At 64.6% G+C, this 22,987-nt stretch carries 17 protein-coding genes; 11 read left to right on the top strand and 6 right to left on the bottom strand.

Going from position 1 to position 22,987, the window contains the following annotated elements:
- Positions 1-31: 31 nt before the first annotated feature.
- Entirely contained in the window at positions 32-6,292 is a 6,261-nt protein-coding gene (gene avs3a / locus M2282_RS30125) for an AVAST type 3 anti-phage nuclease/ATPase Avs3a (RefSeq protein ID WP_280812439.1), read from the top strand.
- Positions 6,270-6,950 (top strand): AVAST type 3 anti-phage proein Avs3b, encoded by a 681-nt coding sequence (gene avs3b, locus M2282_RS30130; protein WP_280812440.1) that lies wholly within the window; start codon positions 6,270-6,272, stop codon positions 6,948-6,950. Before avs3a ends, avs3b begins: the two co-directional genes overlap by 23 nt.
- 268 nt (positions 6,951-7,218) lie before the next feature.
- On the opposite strand, the gene M2282_RS30135 is transcribed toward avs3b, so the two are convergent.
- Entirely contained in the window at positions 7,219-8,169 is a 951-nt protein-coding gene (locus tag M2282_RS30135; RefSeq protein WP_280812441.1) for a GntR family transcriptional regulator, read from the bottom strand.
- Positions 8,170-8,330: 161 nt separating this feature from the next.
- Between M2282_RS30135 and M2282_RS30140 the strand changes: the two genes are divergently transcribed.
- From M2282_RS30140 to M2282_RS30165, 6 genes are read left to right on the top strand one after another with little or no spacing between them, the layout of a single operon-like run.
- Complete coding sequence (locus tag M2282_RS30140; RefSeq protein ID WP_280812442.1) at positions 8,331-9,689, top strand: aspartate aminotransferase family protein; 1,359 nt, start codon at positions 8,331-8,333, stop codon at positions 9,687-9,689.
- 50 nt (positions 9,690-9,739) lie between these two features.
- Positions 9,740-10,837 (top strand): C45 family autoproteolytic acyltransferase/hydolase, encoded by a 1,098-nt coding sequence (locus M2282_RS30145; RefSeq protein ID WP_280812443.1) that lies wholly within the window; start codon positions 9,740-9,742, stop codon positions 10,835-10,837.
- Positions 10,838-10,875: 38 nt separating this feature from the next.
- On the top strand, positions 10,876-12,480 hold the full coding sequence (locus tag M2282_RS30150) for an ABC transporter substrate-binding protein (RefSeq protein WP_280812444.1): 1,605 nt from the start codon (positions 10,876-10,878) through the stop codon (positions 12,478-12,480).
- Positions 12,481-12,493: 13 nt separating this feature from the next.
- Positions 12,494-13,438, top strand: a complete 945-nt coding sequence (locus M2282_RS30155; protein ID WP_280812445.1) for an ABC transporter permease — start codon at positions 12,494-12,496, stop codon at positions 13,436-13,438.
- Between the two features lie 32 nt (positions 13,439-13,470).
- Entirely contained in the window at positions 13,471-14,250 is a 780-nt protein-coding gene (locus M2282_RS30160; protein WP_280812467.1) for an ABC transporter permease, read from the top strand.
- Positions 14,247-15,917 (top strand): ABC transporter ATP-binding protein, encoded by a 1,671-nt coding sequence (locus M2282_RS30165; protein ID WP_280812446.1) that lies wholly within the window; start codon positions 14,247-14,249, stop codon positions 15,915-15,917. The genes M2282_RS30160 and M2282_RS30165 overlap by 4 nt, the downstream gene beginning before the upstream one ends.
- Here the strand turns inward: M2282_RS30165 and M2282_RS30170 are convergent, their stop codons facing one another.
- Positions 15,918-16,166 (bottom strand): hypothetical protein, encoded by a 249-nt coding sequence (locus tag M2282_RS30170; RefSeq protein ID WP_280812447.1) that lies wholly within the window; start codon positions 16,164-16,166, stop codon positions 15,918-15,920.
- A 17-nt stretch (positions 16,167-16,183) separates the two neighbouring features.
- Here M2282_RS30170 and M2282_RS30175 point away from each other — a divergent pair, with 17 nt between their 5' ends.
- Positions 16,184-17,281, top strand: a complete 1,098-nt coding sequence (locus M2282_RS30175; protein ID WP_280812448.1) for an ABC transporter substrate-binding protein — start codon at positions 16,184-16,186, stop codon at positions 17,279-17,281.
- Between the two features lie 333 nt (positions 17,282-17,614).
- Here M2282_RS30175 and M2282_RS30180 read toward each other — a convergent pair whose 3' ends face one another.
- A complete protein-coding gene (locus M2282_RS30180) occupies positions 17,615-18,754 on the bottom strand; it encodes a pyridoxal phosphate-dependent aminotransferase (protein WP_280812449.1) in 1,140 nt (379 codons plus the stop codon).
- A 132-nt stretch (positions 18,755-18,886) separates the two neighbouring features.
- On the opposite strand from M2282_RS30180, the gene M2282_RS30185 reads away from it, so the two are divergent.
- Positions 18,887-20,323, top strand: coding sequence for a PLP-dependent aminotransferase family protein (locus tag M2282_RS30185; protein WP_280812450.1), 1,437 nt, complete (start codon positions 18,887-18,889; stop codon positions 20,321-20,323).
- A gap of 203 nt (positions 20,324-20,526) precedes the next feature.
- Here the strand turns inward: M2282_RS30185 and M2282_RS30190 are convergent, their stop codons facing one another.
- On the bottom strand, positions 20,527-21,042 hold the full coding sequence (locus tag M2282_RS30190) for a DUF3237 domain-containing protein (protein ID WP_280812451.1): 516 nt from the start codon (positions 21,040-21,042) through the stop codon (positions 20,527-20,529).
- 10 nt (positions 21,043-21,052) lie between these two features.
- Positions 21,053-21,451, bottom strand: coding sequence for a nuclear transport factor 2 family protein (locus M2282_RS30195; RefSeq protein WP_280812452.1), 399 nt, complete (start codon positions 21,449-21,451; stop codon positions 21,053-21,055).
- A 165-nt stretch (positions 21,452-21,616) separates the two neighbouring features.
- On the opposite strand from M2282_RS30195, the gene M2282_RS30200 reads away from it, so the two are divergent.
- On the top strand, positions 21,617-22,105 hold the full coding sequence (locus M2282_RS30200) for a winged helix-turn-helix transcriptional regulator (RefSeq protein ID WP_280812453.1): 489 nt from the start codon (positions 21,617-21,619) through the stop codon (positions 22,103-22,105).
- Between the two features lie 186 nt (positions 22,106-22,291).
- Here the strand turns inward: M2282_RS30200 and M2282_RS30205 are convergent, their stop codons facing one another.
- Positions 22,292-22,966, bottom strand: a complete 675-nt coding sequence (locus M2282_RS30205) for a hypothetical protein (protein WP_280812454.1) — start codon at positions 22,964-22,966, stop codon at positions 22,292-22,294.
- Positions 22,967-22,987: the final 21 nt, after the last annotated feature.

The following is a 22,987-nucleotide window of genomic DNA, read 5'->3' on the forward strand; positions in this document are numbered from 1 at the left end:
GGGAAGACAATTACGGGAAGCGTCAAATCACATGGCGGAACTAGGTTCTGTAGGTCCTTCTAGAAGCGGAGACCAGTTTCACTACCAGTGGGCTGCCCGGCAATGCCTTGGCCTTCTTGCTGGGAAAGAGGGGCTTGTCGCGGTGTCGATAGAAGGGGCGTCGCTGGCCGAAGGTGATGCGTCCACAGATGCTGGCGATGAGGTCATCGACGTCGGCCTTTACTACGGCAGCGAGAAGCTTGCAGAGGCCACGGCGATCTGCTACGTGCAGCTCAAGCATTCATCCAAGCGCGCCCACGAGCCGTGGAAAGCGAGTGGCCTGAAAAGAATCATTGATGGCTTCTCGAAGCGCTTCAAGGATCTCGAGGACACGCTTGGCATCGATATCCTGGCTGAGAAGGTGCGATTCTGCTTTTTGACCAACCGGCCCATCGACGCAGACGTTCTCGAGGCCTTGGTCGACATCGCCGCTGGTACCGCGGCACCTCGTCACTGTGCAATTGACCGATTGCTGAAGCGCTACGCGAAGCCGGCCGGCAGTAACCTGCAGCACTTTTTCGCAGCTTTTTCGGTTGAAGCCGGCGAGCCCGATCTTTGGGAGCAGCGCAACCTGCTGAGCAAGGATCTGAGCGCATACCTGTCCGGGCCGGATGCTGACGCTCCGCTGCAGTTGAAAGAGTTGGTCACCCGCAAAGCCACAGACGAGGGGGCGAAAGACCGGTCGATTCGCCTCTACGACGTGCTTCGCGTCCTGCAAGTGAGCGAGGTCGACCTTCTGCCGGCGCCATCGCTGATTGCCGACCCAAAGCAGGTGCTGACCCGGGCCCAGGAAGCGGAGATTCTCTCGACGCTCCTTGCCGCACAGCACCCTATGGTCATCCACGCCGATGGCGGCGTCGGCAAGTCCACTTTGTCGGCACGACTGTCGCGCGCAATGCCAGAGGGTTCGGTGGCAGTGTTGTACGACTGCTTCGGCGATGGGACATACCGCCAAGCGTTGAAGTATCGACATCGGTACCGCGACGCGCTTGTCCAGATTGCGAACGAGCTCGCAGCGCGACAACTCTGTCTGCCGCTGATTCCGTCTACCGGCACAGATCCCAAGGCGTTCATGCGAGCCTTCGTGTCGCGGCTCAAGCAAGCAATCGAACTGCTACGGGCACGCACTCCTCATGCGAGCCTTTGCATCATCGTCGACGCGGCCGACAACGCGTACATGGCCGCACACGAGATTGGTGAGCGTGCCTTCGTCCATGACCTGATCAACACCGGCATGCCCGACGGAGTGAGGGTGGCCCTCACGTGCCGTTCCCATCGCCGGGAGCACCTGCGAGCTCCCCTCGACTCCATCGTGGTCAAGCTGGAGTCGTTCTCGAAGGCGGAGAGCGCCATGCATCTACGACTGACCTATCCAGATGCGACTGATGCCGAAGCTGCGGAGTTCGCCTACCTTAGTAGCGATAACCCTCGAGTTCAGGCCTTGGCCATGGCAGCGGGACAACCCATCGACGACATGCTTCGCGCGCTGGGCCCGACACCGACAACCGTTGAGCGCGCCATCGGAGACTTGCTGGCCAAAGCCGTCGCCAGATTGAAGGCTGAATCGGGCCCGACGGAAGCGGAGCAGATCGACCTCATCTGCAAGGGTCTTGCCGTCCTGCGGCCCCTCGTACCGATCTCCATCTTGGCCAAGATCGCTGGCGTTTCAGAGAGCGCCGTGCGGACCTTCGCGACTGAGTTTGGTCGCCCCTTGTTCGTCAAGGACGCGAGCCTGCACTTCTTGGATGAGCCCTCTGAGACCTGGTTCAACGAGACCTTCAAGCCAGAGGCAGCTGCGCTCGACGCATTCCTTGCAAAACTCAAGCCACTCGCTGCAAGCAGTTCGTACGTCGCAGCGGCGTTGCCACAGTTGTTGCTATCTGCGGGCCGAATGGACGAACTGATCGCCCTCGCGCTGTCGGACGAAAGCCTCCCTGAGCTCAATCCTCTGGAACGCAGAGACGTCGAACTGCAGCGCCTGGTGTTCGCGCTCAGGGCTTGCCTGCAGCAAGGACGCCATGTTGCGGCCGCCAAGCTCGCGCTGAAAGTCGGCGGCGAAGCAGCCGGTGAAGCACGTCAAAACGCCCTCATCCAAAAAAACACGGATATTGCCGGCATCCTGCTATCCGCGGATCGCATCGAAGAACTTGTCTCCAGGCGCACTTTCGGTGGTGAGTTCCTTGGCGCGCATCATGCGTGCGAGGCCGTGCTGCTGTCCGGGAAAGATGACCTCGTTCCTGAGGCAAGAAGCAGATTGCGGATGGCGTGGGAATGGCTGCTGGTTTGGAGCAAGCAGCCGCGCAATCGCCGTCGCAACCAATCGCTCGACGACGCAGAGCGCGCTGAACTGGCGACAGGTCTCTTGAGGTTGAGAGGCCCCGCAGAGTCCACGAAATTCCTCAAGGGATGGCGCCCTCGAACTACCACCCTACGAGCCACCAAGCTCGTTGCCGCGCGACTGGCGGATCTCGGTGACTACAAGAGACTGGACGAGCTTGCTGAGCATGCCGACGGCGACGTCTGGATGCTGCTAGGCCTTGCCGCAGAAGCAACCCGAGTCGGGCATCTGCTGCCACAAGCGCCACTGCGCCATCTGATGGCAATCCTGACAGACCCCAAGGTCAAGCTGCCGGACGAGGAGCCCATTTGGAAAGCGGGTGGGGACTTGTTGGATGCAATCAGGTCTGCAATCACGCAGGCTCTGCGATGTCTGCCGCGCGATGATGCTGCCTGGTCAGGCGTGTTGCGACGTTACCTGCCGATAGACCCACCCCGCCAACTCCACGATGGTTTTAGCGCCGACCGAATACAACTCGTTAGGGCTTATGCGCTTGAAGCGGCACTTCGCGGCCAACGACTTGCTCTGATTGACCTCGCATCGAAGGACATTCGCCAAGAGTTTGAACCCGCACGCTCTCAGAGCAAAGGGCAGGAAGCGTCCTTGCTCGAGCTTGTGACCGGAGGCGTGCTCGCTTGGTTCACCCTGAGCGCCGAGCTTGCATGTGGCCGTCAGCCCGATGACCTCAATCAACAGATCAAAGCTGCTCTAAAGCAGACGAAATCTGCTTCGTCACAGGACTACCAACGGAACTTCAATCTGGACAGAATTGCTGCCGTCGAGTGGACGCAGATTCTGCGTGATGCAGAGGCCACTCAAACAGTGCAGGCTGACCAGCTGCTGCAATGGGTCGATGAAAACGATCGAATTCACTCGACCACCCTCACCGCAATGTGCCGCGTCGCCGCGCGCACAGCCGGTCTTGCCGACGTGGCCCTTCAGCTCAGCATCAGAGCTTTTAACCAGTTGGCGGCATCGCGCGACGACGCGGAGATGCGCGTTGACGATCTGCAGGAACTGGCGCGTGCCATCTTTTGCGTTAGTAAGCCCGAGTCCGCCGCCTATTTCGACCGGGCTATCGACATCGCTAGCAAGATTGGAGAGGAGCATTTGTCGCGATGGACAACGTTCCTCGATCTAGCCGGTGCCGCATATCGCCCTGGCACCTCGAGGCCTCGGACCGCCTATCGATTGGCGCGGATGGCGGAACTCACCTACGAGCACATGGCTCGAGACAAGTACATGGATTGGGATCGATTGGTCGAAGGCTTGGCGGACCTATGTCCACCCTCCAGCCTGGCAATCTTGAGTCGGTGGCGGGACCGATCGTTCGGGCTGGCGAGCGAGCTTTTGCCGACCGCGATCTACCGGCTGGTGGCGACCGGGCATCTGCCGAAGGCGACCCCAGTCGCACTCAGCGGCACCGTGTCAGAGTGGAAGCGCGTTGACGACATCAAGGTCGCCATCGAGGCAGAGCCAAACGCCGATCGAAAGAAATTACTTCTCCAGGTTGCTTATCGATTCCTGCGAATCCAGCATGCTGACGCTTCGACGTGGCGCCGGCTCAAGAGGCTGGCCGATGAGTTGGCCGTCGCACTTCCAGATCTAGAGCGCTTGCTTCGCGCCTCCGAGGTCCAAGAGTCCATTGAGGCGTCGACAAAGGTTCCGACACCCTCTGGCGCCATCCGCGATGACACCAAAAAGCCTGACTGGGACGCTGTCTTCAATGGAGTCGATCTTTGTGATGCCGCAGCAGTCCACGGGGCTCGGCGGAATCTCAAGAAGTATGGCCATCGCACATATGTTGGGGAGTTCTACGAACAAGGGTGTCGGCGCGCAACCTTGTCGCAGATCGATTCGTACCTCCGGGCAATCTTCTCTGACGACGGCTTCGACCTGTATCACTTCACCAACGTTGTCCGAAACCTGTCAGAGCCCAGCAGGAAGCTGCTGTCCGTTCGCAAGGAACTGAAGAGGACCGTTCTCGCGATAGCCACCAGTGAACCCAACCGCGTTGGGCGCCGAGGTTGGGGGCATGAAGGCCCCTTCAATGATCTCTATGCCACTGGCCTGGTGGCAGAAAAAGAGGTTGCATCCGCTCGGGTCAACGGGTACCTCTTGCAACTCGACACGCTGAGTGCCGAGGAACTTTTCCATCTTGTGGATCCGCTGGCGTTGCAAATGACCGCAGATGAGGCAGATGAAGTGCTGAACTTTGGCCTTGATTTGCTGGAGGACGCCCTGGAGGCTGAAGACGGCGACGGTGCGTGGGATAACTCCCTTAAGCCTTCAACCTCGTGCGAGGAGGCCTTAGCTGGGTATCTTTGGGCGGGCCTGGCGCGTCCCTCCACATCAGAGCGATGGGAACATGTGCACTGTGTCCGGAACTGCCTCCAACTGGAGTGGACATCGCTGATGGCTGCGTTGGCGGCTCGCGCGTGTAGTGTGGACCCCGCCCCATTCGTTGATCGCGGGCTGGTTTTCTACGAGTGGCACGCCCGGCAATGGCTCTGTCTTGCCTTGGCGCGCGGTGCAATGGACGAACCTAGGGCCGTGGCAGCGTTTCTCGCGTTTCTCAGCACTGCAGTGAGGGAAGATCACGTCATCATCCGGCATTTCGCGTCTGATGCGCTGAGGCGGCTCCATCAGGTCAGCGAGCTGTCGGCGGATCTGCTCGCTATCGTGAACCGCGCGAACCGCCCGGAGCTTGCTGTTGAGACGTACGCCCGCGGCGACATGGACGTGGTTGATGCCACTTCGGATGCGGATATCGCGGAGGGGGAGGAGAAATATTACTTTGGCATCGACATCGGTTCGTATTGGTTTGCGCCCTTGGGCCGTGTCTTCGGGCTGAACGAGCATTCTGTCGAGCGGCGGGCTCGCTCGGTGTTGCGCGAGCGACTGTTGTTAGAACCGTACCGGCACGTCGACGATCAACGCTACAAGCGCGGACTCTATCGCGGGCGAGAAACCACGCACTCCCACGGTTCCATGCCCGAGGTAGAGGACATGCGCGTTTACCACTCCTATCACGCCATGATGCTGGCGGCAGGCCAACTTCTGAAGACGCTGCCTATACGTCGCCGTGCCGATGAAGAAGAGAACCCCTTCGACGACTGGTTGAAGGGGCAGTTGCTGACCCGCGCTAATGACCGGTGGCTCTCTGACAGGCGCGATCCCGAAATCACAATTGCCAGCACGGCAAGCGGCTCTCCGCCAAGCGGCACATGGTGTTGGGAGGTAACTAGGCAGTACTTGGACGATCAATTGACGACGGACGACGGCATGAAAGTCCTTTGGGGGCATTGGACGACTACCGACGCGGCGAATGGCGAGACCGTCTCAGTCGGATCGGCGCTCGTATCCACCCGTCACGCACCGGCGCTCCTGGCAGCCTTGCAGACCAGTCCTGACCCAGGAAATGTCTACTTGCCTGACGCCGACCACGTTGAGCATCGGGACGATTCACCTGACCCAGAGATGCGGCTCTTCGGATGGGTCACGACCCGAAACGATTCTATGAACCTTGACGAATACGACCCTTGGGCCGGCAAGGTAGCCAGCCCAGGCCCCCGTCCTTGCCCTACGATCCTCGACGCCCTAAAGCCAACAACGGACCCGGATTCGAGATCTTGGGCACTTTCAGCAGGCGGGACGCTGAGAAGCGAAACATGGTCGCGCAGCGTCGGTTATGGGAACGAGCGTGACGTCTTGACCGGCACTCGGCTGAGTGCCGACGACGAGTTCATTCGCGCACTGTTGAAAGGTCGTCAGGAAGACTGCCTGATCGTTCGTGTCAAAGTCCGCCGCAAGCCGCCGAAAGACCAGAGTGGCGAGGACGAATACTCCTTCTACAACTGGCCCTACAACCGCTTTTACCTGGTCGGAAACGATGGAATCACTCGATCGCTCTAAGGCGGTCATCGAACTCGGCAAGCGAATTGTTGCCGGCCTAAAGCTCGGTGACGATGTCATGGCTCAGTGGATGGCGCACTTGGTCGCTGAAAAGATATCCGCTGCAGAACAAGCGCCCGACGACACGCGGAATGCCGCCGTGGCTGCTTGCATTGAAGCAATTCTGAAACTTTGGGCGGATCGATACGCGCTGCCTCCGTACATGAGGCCGCTAAGGGAGTTGGACCCACTGCTCCATACCCTTAAGTCTCTCAGCCTCGATGAAGCTGACGGGTACAGGTATTTCTCACGGGCCCCGCGCGACGAAGAGCTTGATGGTGCCACCGGGGACGAAAAGAGACTTTTCGAAATCGCGATTGGCCTTGACCACTCTGCGAGAGAGTTGATCCGCTACTTTCTTTGCGTCGCTGCGGAGCGGTCGGCCGATTCGGTGAGGTTGTGGCTGGAGGAGGCGGTCAAAGGCGGCTTGGACGTCAACGTCGAGCTGAGTGTTTCCAGGTTCGTCGCGGACGGTCTCCTCAAAGCCAAGGAAGAGGCCCAGCAGAGGGCGATGTTGAAACGGATCGAAAGGCTGGAGAGCTTTGCAGATACCGCACTGGCGCTGGCCGCCGAAATGAGGAAAACGCTTCCTTCAGGCGCGGACAGTTCGGAAGGCTGACGAGCGAGGCTTGAATAGGTGCGCGGCTGCCAGCGTCTGCTTTTGATCACAGCAGTCGTTCTGCAGCGAACCGGCGATCGACAGCTGACAGTCTGAAGGCGACATCGAAATTCTCGATACGGCACTTGGCTTGCTGCCGGCGAGCTCGCGAGCAACGAAGGTCCATCCTGTGGTGAGGGGGCGGGCTTTGCCCGAATCGCCCAACACAGAATTTGCAGTCCGCTATGGGAGGCGTCGTTTCTCGGGGGTCATAAAAAATGCGGTGGCTTCATTCGCCGAGCGCATCGAGGTCGCCCATCACGCGGCGTTCCAGGATGTCGCTGGCACGGCTCAGGTGGGCGTGCATGTACCTGGCGGCGACTTCGAGCTTGTTCTCCTCGACCGCGTCGAGGATCTGCAGGTGCTCGCGGCACGACTTGCGCAGCAGGTCGATGTTCACGAGCGGGTAGTCCGACAGATCGGAGATGCGGCGCAGCCGGTTCTGCTGCTTCACCGCATCGAGGATGAAGCGGTTGCCCGAGGCGCTGGCCAACAGTTCGTGGAACTGCGCGTTGGCCTCGAAGAACTCCATCCACGAATGGCGCGAGGCGTGCGCAAGCAAGCTCTGCTGCTGCTCGCGGCAGGCCAGCAGCCGCTCATGCTCGACCTTGAAGCCGGGTTCGCGCAGGCCCGCGCATTCCACCACCAGCCGAAAGCGGTAGCTCTCGCGCTCGCTCTCGACCGAGTCGAGGGTTTCGGTGAACTCCCAGCGTTGGTAGTGGCGACCGCGCAGCACGCCGTCCTGCAGTAGCGTGGTCATCACGTTGCGCAGCAGCGGGCGCGGCACGCCGTAGGTCTGGGCCAGCTCGAGTTCGTTGACGCGCGTCGGCAGCTTGCCCGCGAGCCGGTCGCGCAGCACGCGGTAATAGAGCGTCTTCTCCTCATCTTCCGGCATCTCGCGGCACGCGCGGTCGAGCGCCTCCCGGTCGGCCACCAGCGTGTAGCCGCGGTTGGGCACATGCGCCAGCAGCGCACGCTCGTGCAAGAGGCGCAGCGCGGCGCGCACCGGCGTGCGCGAAATGCCGAGCCGCCCAGCAAGGTCGGTTTCGGTCATGTGGCGGCCGTTCTCGTAACCGCCGGCCAGGGCCTGGTCGAGGATGTAGCGGCTCACGCGCTGGGTGAGCGGCGGGATCGACTTGTCCATCGGCGTCTGCATCGGCATCTGCTGTTGTGGCGTCATCCATGGTCTCCGGAAGCACGGGCTATGCCGATCATCGCGGATGTTTTGTATTTATGGGCCGAAAAAACCATGTACATCTTCCGCGAAAAATACAATTTTCATTTCAAGATCGGCCCCACGCCGACCCGGATGACGGGTCGTTCCCCAAGGAGAAAAACACCGTGGCTTCCGCCGATACCCTGACAACGCAACCCGGTTCGCTCGACGCGTTCTGGATGCCCTTCACGCCCAACCGCAAGTTCAAGCAGGCACCGCGCCTCATCGTCGGAAGCGAAGGCCTGTACTACGACCTGGCCGATGGCCGCCGCGTGCTCGATGCCATCGCCGGCCTGTGGTGCGTGAACGCCGGGCACCGCAATCCGCGGGTCAGCGCGGCGATGAAGGCCCAGATCGACGTGCTTGACTACGCCTCCAATTTCCAGATCGGCCATCCGGCCGCCTTCACGCTGGCGCAGCGCCTCACGCAGATGGCGCCGGCCGGCATGAACCGCGTTTTCTTCACCAACTCGGGCTCGGAGTCGGTCGACACGGCGCTGAAGATCGCGGTGGCCTACCACCGGGCGCGCGGCGACGCGGGCCGCTACCGGCTCATCGGGCGCGAGCGCTCGTACCACGGCGTGGGCTTCGGCGGCATCTCGGTGGGCGGCATCGGGCGCCAGCGCAGCACGTTCGGGCCGCTGCTCAACGGCGTGGACCATCTGCCGCACACGCTCGACCTAGCGCGCAACGCCTTCTCGCGCGGCGAGCCGCCGCACGGCATCGACAAGGCCGACGCGCTCGAAGCGCTGGTCTCGCTGCACGACGCCTCGACCATCGCCGCCGTGATCGTCGAGCCCGTGGCCGGCTCCACCGGCGTGCTGCCGCCGCCGCGCGGCTACCTCCAGCGCCTGCGCGAAATCTGCGACCGGCACGGCATCCTGCTGATCTTCGACGAGGTCATCACGGGCTTCGGACGCGTGGGCAGCAACTTCGCGTCCGACCTGTTCGGCGTGACGCCCGACCTCATCACCACCGCCAAGGGCCTGACCAACGGCGCGGTGCCGATGGGTGCGGTGCTCATGCGCGGCGCGGTGCACGATGCCTTCATGCACGGCAGCGTGAGCGCGGTCGAGCTCTCGCACGGCTACACCTACTCGGGCCATCCGCTCGCCTGCGCCGCCGCGATGGCCACGCTCGACGCCTACACCGAAGACGGCCTCATCGCCCGCGCCGCCGAGCAGTCGCCCTACTTCGAAGACGGCCTGCACAGCCTGCGCGGCCTCCCGGGCGTGATCGACGTGCGCAACGTCGGCCTCTTGGCCGGCATCGAGCTGCAAGGCTGGGACTCGGGTCCCGGCACGCATGCGCAGGCGGTGGCGCAGCATTGCCTCGACAAAAACGGCGTGCTGGTGCGCTCCGTGGGCGACACCATTGCGCTGTCGCCGCCGTTCACGCTGGAGCGCCGGCACATCGACCAGATCGTCGACAGCCTGCGCGCCGCCATCGCGCAGACCGCACAAGCCACCGACAACGCGGCCTGACCGCCTCACGCCGCTCGCACAGACAAGACAAGCCCCGGAGAAGACACACCATGGACATCGAATCGTTCCCCCTCTACGACATCGAAGGCAACGCGCAGCAGCGCGGACGCCAGTACGGCCGCGCCGCCGGCGACCGGATCGACCTGAGCCTGCGCACCTACCGCGCCGCCTTCGAGCGCGTGGGCCTGAGCTGGGAGCGCACGCGCGCGCTGGCCCGCCGCTTCATGCCGATGGTCGAAGCCTTCGACGCCGACATGCTGCGCGAGATCGAGGGCGTGGCCGAAGGCGCGGGCGTGCCGGCCGAGGACATCGTGGCGCTCAACGCGCGCAGCGAAATGCTCTACGCCTTCCAGCAGCTCGAAGCGACCGAACCGCCCGACGGCTGCACCGGCGTGGTCGTCATGCCTTCGGCCGCGCGCGACGGCAAGCTCATCCATGCGCAGAACTGGGACTGGCGCGTCGAGAGCCTCGAACTCGGCGTGGTGCTGCGCATCCAGCCGGACGAAGGCCCGGCCATGCTCACCTTCGCGGAAGCTGGCACGCTGGCACGCGCGGGGCTCAACAGCGCGGGCATCGCCGTCACCGGCAACTTCATCAAGGCCGACAACGACGGCAAGCAGCAAGGCGTGCCGCTGGCGCTGATCCGCCGCGGCATCCTGCAGTCGACGTTGTACGCCAACGCGCTGGGCGTGGTGTGCCGCAGCGCGCGCTCGATCTCCAACAACATGATCATCACGCACGCCGAGGGCGAGGCCGTGAGCCTGGAGACCTGCCCAGAGCAGGTGTTCTGGCAGCAGCCCGAAGGCGGCATCCTGGTGCACGCCAACCACTTCAAGACCCCGGCGGCGCTGGCACGCGTGGTCGACCGCAGCCTGGAGACCACGCCCGATTCCCTCTATCGCGACCGCCGCGTGACCGAGGCGCTGCAGAACAAGCGCGCGGCGGGCCTGCTCACCGAGCAGGACGTGCTGGACGCCCTGCAGGACCGCTTCGGCGCGCCGCGCGCCGTGTGCCGCAGCCCGAGCGCGGGCCCTGGCGGCGCCTCGTCGGCCACCGTGGCGACCATCGTCATGGACCCGGCGACCCGAAAGATGCGCATCGCGCCGGCGCCGTTCAGGGCGCACCGCTTCACCGAGTATTCCCTCTGATCCGCCCGCCCCGCCCAGCCATCGCCAGGAGTGTTGCCATGAACCTGCCCACGCCCCCGTCCCTCCCTCCCGCTGCACGCGCCGCCGCTGCGTTGGCGCTCGGCCTCGGCCTGGTCACCAGCGCGGCCTTCGCGCAAGCTCCGGCCGGCGCCGGCCAGACGATGCGGATCCAGATCAACTCAGACATCCGCTCCACCGACCCCGGCGGCAACCGCGACGACAACACCGACAACGTGCTCATCCACGTGGTCGAAGGGCTGGTCGCGCTGCGCGAAGACACCTCTGTCGGCCCGATGCTCGCAAGCAAGGTCGACACCTCGGCCGACGGCCTGACCTACACCTTCACCCTGCGCGACGGCGTGAAGTTCCAGAACGGCGCGGTGCTCACGGCCGACGATGTGGTGTGGAGCTGGCAGCGTTACCTGAAGCCCACGAGCGGCTGGCGCTGCCTGCCCGAGTTCGATGGCAAGGGCATGACCAAGGTGCTCGCGGTGGAAGCGCCCACGCCGAAGACCGTGGTGTTCAGGATCGAGCGCCCGAGCGCGCTGTTTCTCACGATGATGGCGCGCCCCGACTGCGGCGGCGCGGCCATCCTGCACCGCAGCTCGCTCGGTGCCGACGGCCAGTGGAAGGAGCCCGTGGGCACCGGCCCCTACAGGATCAAGGAGTGGAAGCGCGGCCAGTACATCGAACTCACGCGCTTCGACGGCTACAGCTCGCGCCCCGAACCGCGCGACGGCCTGACGGGCGGCAAAAAGGCCGAGATCGAGAACCTGCGCTTCGTCGTCATTCCCGACTCGGCCGCGGCCAAGGCGGCGCTGTACAGCGGCGGCATCGATGCCTTCATCAGCCCCAGCCCGGCCGATGTGGTCGAGATGCGCGGGCGCAGCGACGTGGGCGTCGACACCACGCCGGTGATGACCATGGTGGCGCTGCTGCTGCAGACCACCGATCCGCTGCTGAAAGACGTGCGCATCCGCCGCGCGCTGGCACTGGCGCTCGACACGCCCGAGATCGCCAAGACGGTCACCGAAGGCCTCTCGGCCGTCAACAACTCGGTCGTGCCTTCGTCCAGCCCGTTCTACAGCGCGGTGCAGGCCGGTGGCTACAAGCGCGACATCGCCGGTGCGAAGAAGCTGCTGGCCGAAGCGGGCTACCGCGGCCAGCCGATCAAGCTCGTCGCCAACAAGCGCTACGAGGCGTTGTACTCGGCCGCCGTGCTGGTGCAGGCCATGGCCTCCGAAGCCGGCATCAATGTCGAGCTCGAAGTGCTCGACTGGGCCACGCAGCTCGACCGCTACACCAAGGGCCAGTACCAGAGCATGGCCTTCATCTACTCGGCGCGCATCGACCCCTCGCTCAACTACGAGATGGTCAGCGGCGACAAGGCCGCGCAGCCGCGCAAGGTGTGGGACAACGCCGCCGCGCAGGCCCGGCTCACCGAGAGCATGGTCTCGCGCGACAAGGCGCGCCGCCAGGTGCTGTTCGACGAGATGCACAAGCAGATGCTGCAGGACGTGCCGATGATCGTGCTGTTCAACGCCAGCGACGCCACCGCCATGCGCAAGAGCGTGACCGGCTTCAAGGGCTGGGCGCCGGCGAAGCCCCGGTTCTGGAACGTCCGGCTCGACGCGCGCGGCTGACGGGGGCGCCGCCATGCTCGCCTACCTCTTGCGCCGGATCGCCATGACGGTCCCGACGCTGCTGCTGGTGTCGATAGCCGTCTTCACGCTCATGCGGCTGATTCCGGGCGACCCGGTGCAGCTCATGCTCGGCGAAGGCGCCGACCCCGCGCAGCTCGAACTCGCACGCCAGCAGATGGGGCTGGACCAGCCCCTGGTCACTCAGTATTTCGTGTGGCTGCGCCACGCGCTCGCCGGCGACCTGGGCGTGTCGACCACCAATGGCCTGGCTGTGCTGCCGCTGATCTGGGAGCGCTTTCACGTGAGCGCCGTGATCGTGCTCACCGCCGTGGCGCTGGCCTCGCTGATCGCCGTGCCCGCCGGCCTCGTCGCCGCCTGGCGCAAGGACCGGCCGACCGACCTCGCCATCATCGGCGCGGCCACGCTGATGCTGTCGGTGCCGAGCTTCTGGCTCGGCCTGCTGCTGTTGATGTTCTTCGGCCAGTACCTGCACTGGCTGCCGGTGGTGGGCTACGTGCCCATGTCGGAAGACTTCTCGCAGGGCCTGCTCTACGTCATCTTGCCGATCGTCACGCTGGTGCTGGTCGAGACCGGCGTGCTCACGCGCATGTCGCGCGCCAGCACCATCGAGGTGCTGCGGCTCGAGTACGTGACGCACGCGCGCGCCAAGGGCGTGCCCGAGTCGCAGGTGCTGCGCCGCCACGTGCTGCCCAACGCCTTCAATCCCACGCTCACCATGATCGGCCTCATCCTGGGCCACCTGCTGAGCGGCATCGCGGTGCTCGAAACGGTGTTCACCCTGCCCGGCCTGGGCCGCCTGATGATCGATTCGATCTTCGCGCGCGACTACCCGGTGCTCCAGGGCTGCCTGCTGTTCACGGCCTGCATCTACGTGGTCATCAACCTGATCGTGGACATGTGCTATCCCCTCTTCGATCCCCGGGTGTCGGTGCAGTGAAAAAGATCAAGACCCATACCCTCGTGGGCGGCATGCTCATCGGCGTGCTGCTGGTCCTGGCGCTGGTGGCCGCGCTGTGGACGCCCTACAACCCGCTGGGTATCGACCTGCGCGGCAAGCTGCAGCCGCCGTCGATGGCGCACTGGCTGGGCACCGACGAGTTCGGGCGCGACGCGGCCAGCCGCGCCATGCGCGCGGCCTCCACCAGCTGCCTCATCGCGCTGCTCACCGTGGCGCTGGCCACCGCCATCGGCCTCGTGGTGGGCGTGGTCGCCGGCTTCGTGCGCGGCTGGACGGACCGCGTGCTCATGGCCTTCAACGACACGCTGCTGGCCTTTCCGGGCCTGCTCCTGGCGCTGGGCGTGATGGTGATCGTGGGCGCCAACCAGTGGGGCATCGTGCTCGCGCTGAGCATGGCCTACGCGCCCTCGGTGGTGCGCGTGGTGCGTGGCACCGTGCTGTCGCTGCGCGAGCGCGAGTACGTCGAGGCCTCGCGCATGATCGGCAACGGCGAGATCTACACCATGTGGCGCCACATCCTGCCCAACTGCGTGGCGCCCATCGCCGTGCTGGCCACCAGCATGTTCGGCTGGGTGCTGCTGTCGGAAAGCGCCCTGAGCTTCCTCGGCCTGGGCGTGCCGCCGCCCGCCCCCACCTGGGGCAACATGCTCTCCAGCGCGCGCCCCTACATGGCTTCGGCCGTGTGGCTGTGCCTGGTGCCAGGCCTGTGCATCGCGCTCACCCTTCTGGGCATCAACCTCTTGGGCGAATCGCTGCGCGACCGGCTCGATCCGCGCACGGAGAAGTCATGACCCATCCCTCTACTTCCGCAGCAGCCGTCCTTTCCGTGCGGCACCTGAAGATCGACCTGGTCGGCGGCGCCCAGACGCTGGTGCACGACCTCTCGTTCGACGTGCGCCCCGGCGAGTTCCTTGCCGTCGTGGGCGAATCGGGCAGCGGCAAGACCATGGCCGCGCGCGCCATCCTGCAGCTGCTGCCGCCCGGCATTGCGCAAAGCGGCGGACAGATCGTGTTCGACGGCGAAGACCTCACCGCCGCAGCCTCGCGCGACGTGAAAGCCATGCGCCCGATCCGCGGGCCCGGCATCGGCATGGTGTTCCAGGAGCCGATGGTCTCGCTCAACCCGGTGCACCGCATCGGCCAGCAGATGGCCGAAGGCCTGCGCATGCACACCAAGCTGTCGGCCATCGAGATTCGCGCGCGCTGCCTCGACATGCTGCGCCGCGTGCAGATCGCCGATCCCGAGCGCTGCATGCACGCCTACCCGCACGAGTTCTCAGGTGGCATGCGCCAGCGCATCATGCTGGCCAGCGTGATGCTGCTCAAGCCGCGCCTGCTGATCGCCGACGAGCCGACCACCGCGCTCGACACGCTGAGCCAGCGCGAAGTGCTCGACCTGATGGTTGGCCTCGCGAAGGACCAGGGCACGGCCGTGCTGCTCATCACGCACAACCTCGGGCTGGTCGGGCGCTATGCGCAGCGCGCCATCGTGCTCGAAAAAGGCAAGCTCGTGGAGACGGGCGACGTGCCCGCCATCCTCGTCGAACCAAAGCAGCCCTACACCCGCAAGCTGGTCGAGGCCCTGCCGCGCCGCCAAGCCGCGAAGCCGGCCCCGGCCGCGCCCCAGCAGCCGCTGGTGCAGGTGCGCGGCCTGTGCGTGAGTTACCCAGGCCCGCGCGCCGGCTTCTTCAAGCGCCATGCGTCGGTGCAGGTCATCGACCAGCTCGACCTGGACATCCACCCCGGCGAGATGGTCGCGCTGGTGGGCGGCAGCGGCTCGGGCAAGACAACACTGGGCCGGGCCATCCTGCGGCTTGCGCCGTCGCACGCGGGGCAGATCCTGTTTCGCGGCGATGACGTGCGCAGCGCCGACCGCGCCGCGCTGCACCGCTTCCGGCTGGCCTGCCAGCTTGTGTTTCAAGACCCGTTCTCGTCGCTCGACCCGCGCATGCGCGTGCAGGAGATCGTGGCTGAGCCGCTGCGCCACCTGCCCGCGCTCGGTGCCGCCGCGCGCCTGAAGCGCGTGCACGAGACGCTCGACGAAGTCGGCCTGGGCGGCTTGGGCGCGCGCTACCCGCACGAACTCTCGGGCGGCCAGCGCCAGCGCGTGGCGATTGCGCGCGCACTGGTGCGCCGGCCCGCCTTCGTGGTGGCCGACGAGCCCGTGTCCGCGCTCGACATGACCATCCAGGCGCAGGTGCTGCGCCTGTTTCAGAGCCTGCAGGCGCACCACGGCTTTGCGTGCCTGTTCATCAGCCATGACCTCGCGGCCGTCGAGCAGATCGCCGACCGCGTCGTCGTGATGGAGCACGGCCGCATCGTCGAGCAAGGCCCGCGCGACATCGTGTTCGACCGGCCGAGCCATGCGTACACGCAGGCGCTGCTGGCGGCTACGCCACGGCCGCTGGCTTCGTTGGCCGAACCTGTCTGCTGCTCCTCAAAGAAAGCGTTCACGTGACTACCTCTCCCCGTTCGTTTCGGCGCCCGGCATCCCGCAAGCCCGTGTCTTTGGGTGCCTGAAACTCCCTTTGAAGCTATCCTGCGCACCGATGTCGATGTCGATGTCGATGTCGATGTCGATGTCGATGTCGATGTCGATGTCGATGTCGATGTCTGATCCTCGAGTTACATCGAATGCCGTCCCGGCCCGCCTCAGACATCGCAGGGCGAAATTCCTTGCATAGCGCCAACGGCCTTTGGCAACCACCCTAAGGATGTGAGTCCGTGACGTCCCTTCTCGATGCCAAGCCCGCAGACCAGCCTGCACTTCAACTCGGTGCGTTGGTGCCGCTGACGCGGCCTGGCTGGGTGGAAGCCGGCCAGCACCTGCTCGCCGGGCTCGAGTTGGCGGTTGCCGATGTCAACGACGCCGGCGGCATCAATGGCAGGCCTCTTGAATTGATCGTTCGCGACACTGCGGCCGATCCCCAGAGGGCGGCCGCCGCCGTCGACGAACTGGCCGCCCTGGGTGTGGTGGCCCTGGCGGGGGAATACCACAGCGTGGTCGCCCGAGCTGCGGCTGCCCGCGCAGATGCGATCGGCCTTCCCTTCCTCTGTTCCTCCGCAGTGCTTGATGCGCTGACCGAGCAGCCCAGCCGATGGGTTGCACGCCTTGCCCCGCCGCAATCGCGCGGCTGGCGGGTCTACGCAGACCACCTGCTCGAAATGGGTCACAAGCAGATTGCCGTCGCGAGCCAGCCGAGCGTCTACTGGGCGTCGGGCATCCAGATCCTGCGCGATCACTTGAGCCAGCAAGGAGCCACCCTCATGGAGCTGGGCAGTCTGGCGCCCCTGAGCGTCTGCGACGAGCTCGCCGAGAGCCAGGCCACGGCCCTCCTTCTCCTGGTCGGACACCCGGAACCGGCCGTGTCGCTCGTCCGGGGGGTCCGCCACGACACCCGCCTGGACGGCCTGTTGATCGGCGCGCCGGCAGGGCAGCCCGAGCTTGCGCAGTGGGCGCAGGTGCTGGGCGAGCAAGGCGCTGCCATACCGTTCTTGCGCTACCTTCCCGAGCGGCTGAGCCCGCTCGGGCAAAGGACAAAAGTGGCACTGCAGGAACACCTTGGCGGACCGCCCTCCTTCGTGGCATTCGAGGGCTACGACACCGTCGCGGTCCTTGCCCACGTGACTCAGACCCACGGCGAAGATCGGGCGCGGATCGCAGACGCCTGGCCGCTGGTCGTCGTCGAGGGAACCCGCGGAACCATACGGTTTTCTCGTGTGCCAGGGATCGGCGTCTGGCAATGGGCAACGGCCCCGGTGCAGATCGTCGACCGGGATCCTGCGGATACGGGACGTTTCCGGATCCTCCGATCCGGTTGAGTTTTCGAAACAAGTCGACGGAGGCGGTCCGGGCGGACGTTGTCTTCTTGGCTGTCCGTTTCTAATCGCATCCGGGATGTTGCGAAGACGCTGCCGAGCTGGCAGGGCAAGATCATCGTCGATGTGACCAATGCCCACAGCGTGTCGGCCGAGGACCTGGGCGGCCCCGCCTTCGGCCAAGGTCGTCGAGGAGGCCTTCGCAGGCGGGGCAGTCTTTAGCTCAATGGCGCCCAGCGATACCGATACACCGGGCTGCAGGTAGGCCTGCACGGCCGAGGCCTTGAACTCGGCGCTGTGCTTGCGCCGCCGTCGCCGACCAAGCGCCCCTATCTGTCAAACCCCGGTCCTATCGGCACTCCCCTGCGCAAGGGCGACCGATACGCACTCCAGCGCGATGGCCAAGTGCGTGAGCGTTGGCAGTCCGAATCCCAGTCGGAACACCCACGGATCGTCCTCGAACCACGGACCGGGCGCCACGCGCGCGCTGAATTTGGTCAACGTCGCGTAGAAGCCTTCGATGCCCGCGGCATCGAAAACCTCGCGCTTGAGCCGCACGCAGCACAGCGCTCCGGCGTCGGGGCGGACCCATTCGATAAAAGCGCTATGACGCGACACCCAGTTCTCGACGAGTTGCAGGTTTTCCGCGAGGAGTTTTCGCCGCTCGCTCAGGATCCGTTCGCGCTGCCTGAACACGGCGAGCGCAAGCGCTTCGTCGACCAGCGAGCATGAAATCACGGTGCTGAACTTGGCCGTCATCAACGTCTGCCGCAGCGCCGTGTCACGCGTGATGGCCCAGCCGATGCGCAGACCCGCCGAGCCGTGGCATTTGGACAGCGAAGACACCGAGATCACTCGGTCGCCCAGCCTGGCAGCGCTCGGTGCGGTGGCATCGCCGCCGTAGGCTGCCTCGCGGTAGGTCTCGTCAACCACCAGCCAGGCCTGGGGCGCGTGCTCGGCCAGCATCATCACGATCTCGCGCAGGGTCGACATCGGAATCGCAACGCCCGACGGATTCTGCGGCGAGGCCAAGCTCACGATTTTTGTCTGCGGAGTCAGTAGCTTTCGCAGCGCGTCCAGGTTGACCTGGTAGCCGGTGTCGAAGCTCAGCGGCAGCACGCGCGTGGTGGCGCCGACTGCGGCCACCGCGTTGCGCGGCAACGGAAACACCGGCTCGGTAACGATGGCTTCGTCACCTGCCTGGCACAGCGTGAACGCGATGAGGAAAAGCGCGTGGGCGCCGCCTACCGTGACCACCACGTCGTCGGCGTCCACGCCATGATCCTTCGCGATTTCCTGGCGAAGTTCGGGGCTGCCCGCCGCCGTGCCGTAGTCCAGCGCAAAGTCGGCAGCGTCGCCAAAGGCACTGTCGAGCAGTTCGGCCAGCCGCACGCTCGGCCCCACGCTTTCGGCAAGGTCGAAGCGGGGTGCCTTGCCGACCAGGGAGATGATCTTGTTGTCTTGAAACCGGGACATGAACTGCTGCTTGATCCATTGCTGTCGATGGCATCGATGTTGCAGATTCATGTCCGGCGATAACAGCCACAATTTTCCGAAATTATGTGCAGTACAGTTGCGCAGTGCACCACGCGCAAGCAGGAGTGATCGATGTCGTTGTCTCCCCGATTCCGCTACGAAGAAGTCGCCGATTTCGTCGCCGGCCTGGCCGGCAGCGGCACGCTCAAGCCGGGCACGCGGGCGCCTTCGCTGCGCGAAATCAGCACGCTGCAGCGCACCAGTCTGAGCACCGCGGTGCAGGCCTACCGCCTGCTCGAAGACCGCGGCATTCTCGAAGTTCGGCCGCAGTCAGGCTACTACGTCGCCAAGGCGCCGCCCGCCCTGCCAGTGCCCACGACTGCGCGCCATTCGATCCGGCCCGCCAAGGTGGAGCTGTCCGACCTCATGCTCGACCTGCTCAAGCATGCGTCGGACGACTCACTCGTGCCGCTCGGCTGCGCCATTCCGAACCAGCGTCTGCTGTCTTCGTCCAGGCTCGACCTCGTACTGGCCCGCACGGCCCGCGTGAAGGGCAGCCAGTGCAACACCTATTCGCCGCCGCACGGCGAAATGTCGCTGCGGCTGGAGATCGCACGCCGCGCGCTGCGCTTCGGGCAGGCGCTGGCACCCGACGACATCGCCATCACCTGCGGCTGCACGGAGGCATTGGCGCTGGCGCTGGACGCGGTCACGCAGCCCGGGGACACCGTCGCCATCGAGTCGCCGACCTACTTCGGACTGCTGCAAGTGCTGCGCGCCAAGCGGCTGAAGGTGATCGAGCTGCCAACCAGCGCCGACACCGGCGTCGACGTCGATGCACTGGGCAACGCCGTTGCCTCGGGTAAGGTGCGCGCCTGCGTGCTGGCATCGAGCTTCAGCAATCCACTGGGCTGCACCATGCCCGAAGAGAACAAGCGCGCCGTGCTGCGTCTGCTGGCCAGGCACCGGGTGCCGCTGATCGAAGACGACGTTTACGGCGACATCCATTTCGGCGAGGAGCGGCCCCTGCCCTTCAGCGCGCTCGACACGCACGACAACGTCATCTATTGCGGCTCGTTCTCGAAGACACTCGCACCCGGTTACCGCATCGGCTGGATCGCCACGCGCCGCCACATGGCCCGGGTGCTCGAAACCAAGTTCACCACCAGCCTTGCGACGCCGGTGCTGACCCAGGTGGCGCTCGCAGCCTTCCTGTCGAACGGCGACTATGACCGCCACCTGCGTCGGGTCCGCCGCGAATTCGCCGACACGCTGGCTCGCATGACGCAAGTGATCGAGCAGGCATTTCCGCCGGGCACCAAGGTGTCGAGGCCGAAGGGAAACTTCGTGCTGTGGATCGAACTTCCGGAGCCCGTGGACACGCGGCTGCTCTTTGCGCAGGCGTTGGAGAAAGGCATCTGCTTCGCGCCCGGCGGGGTGTTCTCGGCGAGCGGCCAATACGGCCACTGCCTGCGCCTGAGCGGCGGCCACGGCTGGGATGCAAGGATCGAGAAGGGCCTGCGCACGCTCGGCGCCATGGCCGCCCGGGAGCTGCGATCGGCGACCTGAGATCGGTGGCACATGGCCAGGCCCTGCAGCAGCACGCGCGCCATGCGACGGGCCGTATTGCTTGTCGGCTGCGAAAGCTGCAGCTGCTTGCTCAAGCGCGCGCATCGCCGATAGCCAAGGCCCTGGGCCAAGACTGTCCGGTGGCGAAGCGAAGCATGAGACTGCCCGGCGCAGCACCGCCTTCGCGCGCTGCGCGGCTCATGTCACAGAACGCAATACATCCGGTGATCGATGCGGCCCGGCCCGTATTCGCCGTAGCCGACGGTGACCATTCCGGAAAGCCAGGCGTAGCGCTCGTCGGACGTCTCGAACCGAGGCGTCGGGCGGATGTATGTTTCATCAAAGGAAAGCCGTTCGCCCTTGGCGAGCCGCTCACGGCCATCCGCCGGGTACCTGAGCAGGCCTTGCGAGTCATAGTGAACGAGAACGCCATCATGGGTGCGAAGGGTGGCGCGAACATCCATGCGGCTGATCCCGTCGGCACCGAGGTGGACCCAATCGCCGCCGCCTGGCAGCAGTTCGCCCCGGAAACGGGGACCTTCGAAGCGTCCGCCCTTGACCACGAAGGTCAGGCGGGTGCCGAGGTGGGTTTTGATCACCTGGCCGAGTTCCAGGTCGATGCTGAGGTCGCACAGATGCTCCACCGGCAACGCGCCGATCAAGGGCCGATCGAAGAGCGGCGTCACGGGTGCGGCGGTGGAGGTCGTTGACTTCGTCATGTTCTGTTCCCTACTTCGCTTCGAGCGCTGCTTTGACCTGGGCAAAATCGAAGAAGGTATCTTTCCTCGTGACAAGACCATCGTCATCCACTTCCACGACGTCGAGCGCATGGAACTTCCGGGGGGCCTTGCCGGGCGGTTGGAACGTCAGGTCCCAATCGAGGGTCCAGTGCTTGTCGCCAAGAAGAAGGCGGCGTATTTCGACGCCGAAATTGGGATAGAACTCAAACACCCCGGCGAACTCTTTGAGCAGCGCCGCCTTGCCCTTGACCTGTCCACTGCGGCCATGCGCCTGAAAGGTGGAGTCAGGCGCGTGCAGCGCGACAATGGCTTGAGGATCGTGCGAGAGCCAGGCCGCAGCGTAGCGGTCGGCGATCGCGGCAAGATGGAGCTTTGTAGCTTCAGACATGTTGAAAACCTTTCTGTATCAGTAGCTCTGTTCGCGGTGCATCAGCTGATGCCGCGGCTCGCGACCGGTTGACAAGCCCTCTCGCGAACATAACCACTATACCTATGATTATCATAGGTACATGAAATTCGAGGAAAAACAATGGCTGGAAATGCGTCGCCATCGGTGACACAGGACACCGTTTGCCCGGTCGCGCTGGCGCAGAAAATCGTCGGCGACCGCTGGACAGTTCTGGTGCTGCGCGAATTGTTCCTCGGAAGCCATCGCTTCGAGGAGATCCAGGCGCAAATTCAGGCGACGCCCCAGATGCTGGCAAGTCGGCTGAAGAAGCTCGAATCAGACGGAATGATCGAACGCCGGCCTTACAACACCAGGCCGCTGCGCAACGAATACCACCTCACCCAGATGGGCCTCGGGTTCTACCCCGTATTCCTGGCATTTCGCGCGTGGGGTGAGACCTGGTGCAAGTCCAGGGAACAAGAGGTCGCCATTCGCTACACGCACGTTCCGTGCGGAAAGGATCCGGGATTGGGTCCGATGTGCCAGGCGTGCGGGAAAGAGATGCGCCAGGAAGAACTGTCCTCGACGCTCAGCAAGTCGTTCAATGCTGAGCGGCACGAGCGCAAGGAAGCATTCAAACGCGATCAGGTCTGACCCGCTTCCTCTGGCCCCGGCGGGCACTCCATCTGCCGCTCTTCCAATGCTGATTGCCTTCGTTCCCGAACGCCCGGATCGTCAGGCCGGCAGCGCTCCTCGATGCGGGGGTCGCCCTGTTCTCACTCGGTCGATCTCCGCTGAGAACTCTTCCCTGCCGGGGCCGCGGGAATCGACAGAAACTTCCTAGCTGAAGACGGTGCGCACATCCTGCCTTGCGGTCGGATTGCGTGGCGGGAAAGCGATGACGCGGCAGACGGCGTCGGCCGGCTTGAAGGCACCGTACTGATCCGTGCGCTGAAGGTTCGGCCTGGGAACGCTGGTTCCAACACCTGGCTGGCTCTGGGTCGCAATGGCACAGATGGGCACCAGAGCCGTCGCGGGGTTCAGCCCGCCTCCGCTGTAGCTCGCATGGTCGTGAGCCACTTTTCGATTCGCCTGGAAATCGAAGTACCGGACGACACCGCCTGCCTTCAGCGCATTGAGCCAGTGAGTACAGGATTTCCCGTTTCCGCGAAGGAAGCCCTCGATCCACATCGCATAGACCGTTCCGTCTTCAAAACCCGCCATCCACGCGGCAGCTTCGGCGTAGGGGCGCTTTCCGCAGTAGTCACTCTCCCGCAGGGTACTGTCCTCGACGAGCCAAAGGATCGACTGGATCTGCTCATCGGGGGTGGAACCCAAGGTCATCCCCCCCTTCGGGTACCTCTGCGCCACCATCTTGGTCGAAAGAGTCGCCCGTCCCATGGTGAGGTTGATGGCACCGGCGACCGTGCAGAGCGCGCAGTTCTCTTCGTCATCGTGGCTCGAGGAATAGTAGAGACTCTGCCCGCGGCGCTTCCCCTCGTTGACGAATCTCATGGTCGCGTCTCCCCTGATATG

The organism is Variovorax boronicumulans, from assembly GCF_029892485.1.
GTDB classification, from domain to species: Bacteria; Pseudomonadota; Gammaproteobacteria; order Burkholderiales; family Burkholderiaceae_C; genus Variovorax; species Variovorax boronicumulans_B.

Excerpts from the sequence above, each read along its gene's own strand:
- M2282_RS30135 (WP_280812441.1), bottom strand. The coding sequence starts at position 8,169 with ATGACGCCACAACAGCAGATGCCGATGCAGACGCCGATGGACAAGTCG.
- avs3a (WP_280812439.1), top strand. The coding sequence starts at position 32 with ATGGCGGAACTAGGTTCTGTAGGTCCTTCTAGAAGCGGAGACCAGTTT.
- M2282_RS30150 (WP_280812444.1), top strand. The coding sequence starts at position 10,876 with ATGAACCTGCCCACGCCCCCGTCCCTCCCTCCCGCTGCACGCGCCGCC.
- M2282_RS30195 (WP_280812452.1), bottom strand. The coding sequence starts at position 21,451 with ATGTCTGAAGCTACAAAGCTCCATCTTGCCGCGATCGCCGACCGCTAC.
- M2282_RS30145 (WP_280812443.1), top strand. The coding sequence starts at position 9,740 with ATGGACATCGAATCGTTCCCCCTCTACGACATCGAAGGCAACGCGCAG.
- M2282_RS30160 (WP_280812467.1), top strand. The coding sequence starts at position 13,471 with ATGCTCATCGGCGTGCTGCTGGTCCTGGCGCTGGTGGCCGCGCTGTGG.
- M2282_RS30190 (WP_280812451.1), bottom strand. The coding sequence starts at position 21,042 with ATGACGAAGTCAACGACCTCCACCGCCGCACCCGTGACGCCGCTCTTC.
- M2282_RS30205 (WP_280812454.1), bottom strand. The coding sequence starts at position 22,966 with ATGAGATTCGTCAACGAGGGGAAGCGCCGCGGGCAGAGTCTCTACTAT.
- M2282_RS30165 (WP_280812446.1), top strand. The coding sequence starts at position 14,247 with ATGACCCATCCCTCTACTTCCGCAGCAGCCGTCCTTTCCGTGCGGCAC.
- avs3b (WP_280812440.1), top strand. The coding sequence starts at position 6,270 with ATGGAATCACTCGATCGCTCTAAGGCGGTCATCGAACTCGGCAAGCGA.
- M2282_RS30180 (WP_280812449.1), bottom strand. The coding sequence starts at position 18,754 with ATGTCCCGGTTTCAAGACAACAAGATCATCTCCCTGGTCGGCAAGGCA.
- M2282_RS30155 (WP_280812445.1), top strand. The coding sequence starts at position 12,494 with ATGCTCGCCTACCTCTTGCGCCGGATCGCCATGACGGTCCCGACGCTG.
- M2282_RS30185 (WP_280812450.1), top strand. The coding sequence starts at position 18,887 with ATGTCGTTGTCTCCCCGATTCCGCTACGAAGAAGTCGCCGATTTCGTC.